Genomic DNA, 4,211 nt, shown 5'->3' with positions numbered 1-4,211 from the left:
CAAAAGTATTGTTCCTGTATATGCCCGTTTTCGCATTTATATTATGGCTTTTTCACAATAAGAAAAAATGGTATTATTTTGATCACAGTATTTTTACCCTTCATTATTTCTCCTTTATACTTTTGCTTATTTTAATATTATTTTTTATAAATAAACTTATCCCGTTATTAGGCAAAAACCCTTTAGTTGATTGGTTTAATTTTAGTTTAAAATCTGCAGGAGTGTTTTGGATGATTTATTATTATTTCCCTGCACATCGCCGTTTATATCAACAGCCTATTCTGAAATCCTTTTTTAAAAGTATTACAATAATTATTATTAATCTTGTAACTATAATACTATTAACTGTGGTTTTTGCACTATTTACCTATATAAATATCCATTAACCTACTAAAAAACGCACTTTCTTAAAATTGCGTAGAAACCAAACTACTTCATCTTACTCAAACAACTTCCCTATTACCTCTCCATCTCTAAACTAATCCTTTTTGAACAACACTTGCATAACTAACTTGAGTAGACTGCATCATATAACAACCTTATTTGTTTATATTTGATTTAAAATAAATTAAAATAAAATTATGATTTTAGGAGTTTCAGAATGGCTAAGCGGTAAATTAGGTTGGAAAACATCTCATATCCGTATTGCTTTTGTTGTATCAGTATTATTCTTTGGAGTTGGTATTGGACTTTATTTAATTCTTTGGATAGTTAAAATGTTTTCAAAATAAAAGGGAAGCTAAACACTTCCCTTTAATCTATTCATCTTTAAACTAATTTTCTTTTGGACAATCTTATTGAAACACATCTAAACAACTTTATTGTATAAAAAAAGGCGAACAGATGTTCACCTTTTTTTGCCCCAAATCTACCATGAACTTAACTTACTTATGTTATGGTAAATTAATAGTACATTTTATTATTTACTACTAAATAATTATACGACTAAACACCAAAATATTAGATTACTTTACATTTCAGGATAGCAAGTTCTTTTTCAACACCTCTATTTTGAGGATTGAAATTATTGCTATAACGATACCTATATAAACAAAAAAGCCACAAGTTAATGTGGCTTCTAAAATACCATAAGTAAATAAATTCAGTTAAGGTAATAAGTTGACTATCGATAGTATTATTCCAAAATCAGTTCTATGGTTCCTGCTTCTTGAATATTCCCAATAGATACTTCTATTACTTCAGATTCATATTCTTGATATCCTTCTTGAGTAATCTTTAATTTATAATCCCCAGCACCAAGTCCTTGAAGCAAAAAATAACCGTTAACATCAGTTAATGTCTCTGTTACTAAAACATCAGCAGTTGTATAAACTTCAACTGAAACATTTTCCATAGCCACTAAAGCTTCTTCAACTGTTTCAACAATATTTCCACTAATAGAACCTGAATTAACTTCTGCATTTACCTTAATTACAGGCTTTAAATTATACATGTCAGAATTTCCTGCTTCTACAACAGATTCTTGTATATTCCAATCAAGTATAAAAGTATAAGAAAATCCCCCTTCTAATTCTGTATCTAAATTTAATTTTAATCCTGATTGTAAAGCACTCGGGGTATCAAGATGAATTGGTTCTCCTGCTTCTGAGTTTTCTCCTTCTATAACTAGGGTATTGTTTTCGCTTAACACCAATCTTATTTGTTTTAACATACCAGCTGGAATAAGCTGGTCTGATAACAAAAGGCTGTTTCCTGCTATAAGTTCTGTTAAATCCACATTGATTGGGTAGCCATTTACAGGAGTAAAACTCTGCCAACCTTCCTCTCCATCAGTTGTGTTATATTGAATGTCTATAATTTCAACATTAACTTCTAAATAATCACCCGGTGCGTCAATTAACTTTAATTGTACTCTTGCTGTTTTATCATCATTGTTATCACAGCTTTGTACAGATGCTAAAGTAATTAAAGCAATTCCTAAAATCAAAATAGCTTTTAAATTTTTCATATTATTATTTTTTAATTAAGTTCAATATTAAAAATCATCATAAATTAATCCAAGAATTAATACCAATTTTCGTTAAACTACAATTCAAGGGTTCATTTTTAATCGTTGTACTACCCATATAACAGTTTCATGCCAAAAATCCTTATTCTATAAAATAAAAAAACTGCCTTTTTTGATAGTCTTTTTTACGGTTCCAACGGAACTGATTAATTGCTCGACTAGTAGATATATTTTTAAACAGCATCAAGTCAATACACCTATTTAATAATTAAAATGTTACAAAAATTAGCTATAAGACACAGAGTCCTAAATTATCTTTTAGAATTTAACCTTTTCATCTCTAAACTAATCCTCTTTTCAACTACTTTACCATAGCTTTCTTGAGTAGTTTGCATTTTACTATGACCTAACAAACTACTAACAACTTCCATTGGTACATTATTAAATTACAATACTGTATTGGCAAAAGTCTTTCTAGCAATATGATGGGTTAAATTAAATTCTGCACCAACAAAATCAGCAATTTCCTTTAAATACCCATTAAACTTAGTATTGCTCATTCTTGGAAACACATACTCACTAGTTTCATCATCATACTGCTCCTTAATCTCTTTAGCTTTTGGTAATAATGGGACTTTATAGCTTCTAGTTGTTTTATTTCTATAAATGTTTAACCACAACTCTCCATCAAACTCAGTTGTAATATTCTGCTTCTTCAGATTAACCATTTCTTTAAAACCCAATCCTGTATAACAACAAAACAAAAACATGTCTTTAATCTGTTGGATTCCCTTGATTTTAAAGTTAGTTACTTCAAGTTTTTTTAGTTGTTCAGGCGATAAAAACAACACCTCTTTTTTAATACGTTTAGCCTTGTATAACATAAAAGGGTCTTTAGCTAAATAATCTTCAGCTAAAGCATATCTAATTACCTTTCTAAACCTCTGTATAGCCTTATTTAGGGTGCTTTGTTGGAACTTTTTCTCTGTTTTAAGATAATACTCATAATGTTCTATAAAACTGCTTTTAAGAGCCTTTAACTGGATGCCTTTAGCCTTGAATTTATGTTTAATAAAGCTTTGTAAATGCACTCCAGATTCTAAATACTTTTGGTACGTAACCATCTGTATGTCTATACCTATTAGCTTCTTAATTCTAGCACTATGTAAGTTATAAACTTCCATAACACCAAACTCTTTTTTGTTGGTTTCTCCTTTGTATTGCTTATAGATATCATCTACGGTAAAATCACTTCCTCTAACTTGTAGAAATAAAAAAGCCTGACTAAGTTTTGTTCTTATCAGGCTCAATTGTGTGTTTAGTAATTCTGCATCAGGTTCTGGTGGTTTAACTACTTGTTGTTTGCTGTTCCAAAGAAGTGGATTAATGAATAATCCTGTGCTAAATGTCTTTCTAACCTTGTTATAAGTTATTCTACACATTATGACGCATAAACCTTTACTATTGAGTTTACGCTTATTAATATTAAATAATATATTGATTTTCATGATTTTGTATTTTAAATTAATGGGTGTCTTTTGAAATTTATGGGTAACCTCACAGGTGTCTTTTTAGAAGAAAAAATTTAAGTGTAATAAATGAATAAAACCTTGTAAAGTTATTTCATACAGTATAATTAGGTAGAAAAAACACAAAGTCCTCCAAAACAAAAAAGCATCTAGATTTTCTATAAAGTAAAAGCAAAACTTCTACTAGTAGTTAAGTAATTTAATTTACATGATAAATGTCATTCTTAAAGACTATGTTATATAATACTTTAGCCTTTAAAAGACATACTATGCAATCAAAGTCATTATTATTCCTAGGGATTATTTTATTAGTAGTTGGTATTCTTCTTAAAAAAATAACACAGCTGGAAGTCATTGGATTAGCTATCATTATTACTGGTGTTACATGTAAGCTAATTTACATCATTTTAAAAGCGAGAAATGGGGAATATAAACCAGGAACAGAGCTTTTTATTTTAGCTGTTGGACTATTGTTGTTTTTTACAGGCCTGTACCTGAAGGGTGTAGAACAAAACCTGATTAAACCAATCTATTTAATTGTTTTGGGAATAACTCTAAAAATAATTTTTATCATCAAATTTATTCAGATTATCCGATCAAATAAGAATAGGGTATTGTCATCAAACAAAAAGCCCTAAAACAAAAAAGCATCCCGTATCTAGGATGCTTTTCGTTGCTTTACTTTTTGAAGCCATTAACCAAAGTTTAACGCT

Annotated in this window: 4 protein-coding genes; 2 read left to right on the top strand and 2 right to left on the bottom strand. The window is 29.1% G+C overall.

Features of this window, described 5'->3' with window-relative positions:
• Positions 1 to 581: 581 nt before the first annotated feature.
• The gene (locus tag AC15TD_RS08455; RefSeq protein WP_484451704.1) at positions 582 to 731 is read left to right on the top strand and encodes a PspC domain-containing protein; all 150 of its coding nucleotides are present in this window, start codon (positions 582 to 584) and stop codon (positions 729 to 731) included.
• Between the two features lie 404 nt (positions 732 to 1,135).
• Here the strand turns inward: AC15TD_RS08455 and AC15TD_RS08450 are convergent, their stop codons facing one another.
• The gene (locus AC15TD_RS08450; protein WP_484451703.1) at positions 1,136 to 1,969 is read right to left on the bottom strand and encodes a DUF4382 domain-containing protein; all 834 of its coding nucleotides are present in this window, start codon (positions 1,967 to 1,969) and stop codon (positions 1,136 to 1,138) included.
• Between the two features lie 446 nt (positions 1,970 to 2,415).
• On the bottom strand, positions 2,416 to 3,477 hold the full coding sequence (locus tag AC15TD_RS08445; RefSeq protein WP_484451702.1) for a phage integrase SAM-like domain-containing protein: 1,062 nt from the start codon (positions 3,475 to 3,477) through the stop codon (positions 2,416 to 2,418).
• 290 nt (positions 3,478 to 3,767) lie between these two features.
• On the opposite strand from AC15TD_RS08445, the gene AC15TD_RS08440 reads away from it, so the two are divergent.
• Positions 3,768 to 4,136, top strand: a complete 369-nt coding sequence (locus AC15TD_RS08440; RefSeq protein WP_484451701.1) for a hypothetical protein — start codon at positions 3,768 to 3,770, stop codon at positions 4,134 to 4,136.
• Positions 4,137 to 4,211 lie beyond the last annotated feature (75 nt).

Source organism: Yeosuana sp. (genome assembly GCF_057126245.1).
This window is presented reverse-complemented; position numbering and strand designations above follow the sequence as displayed.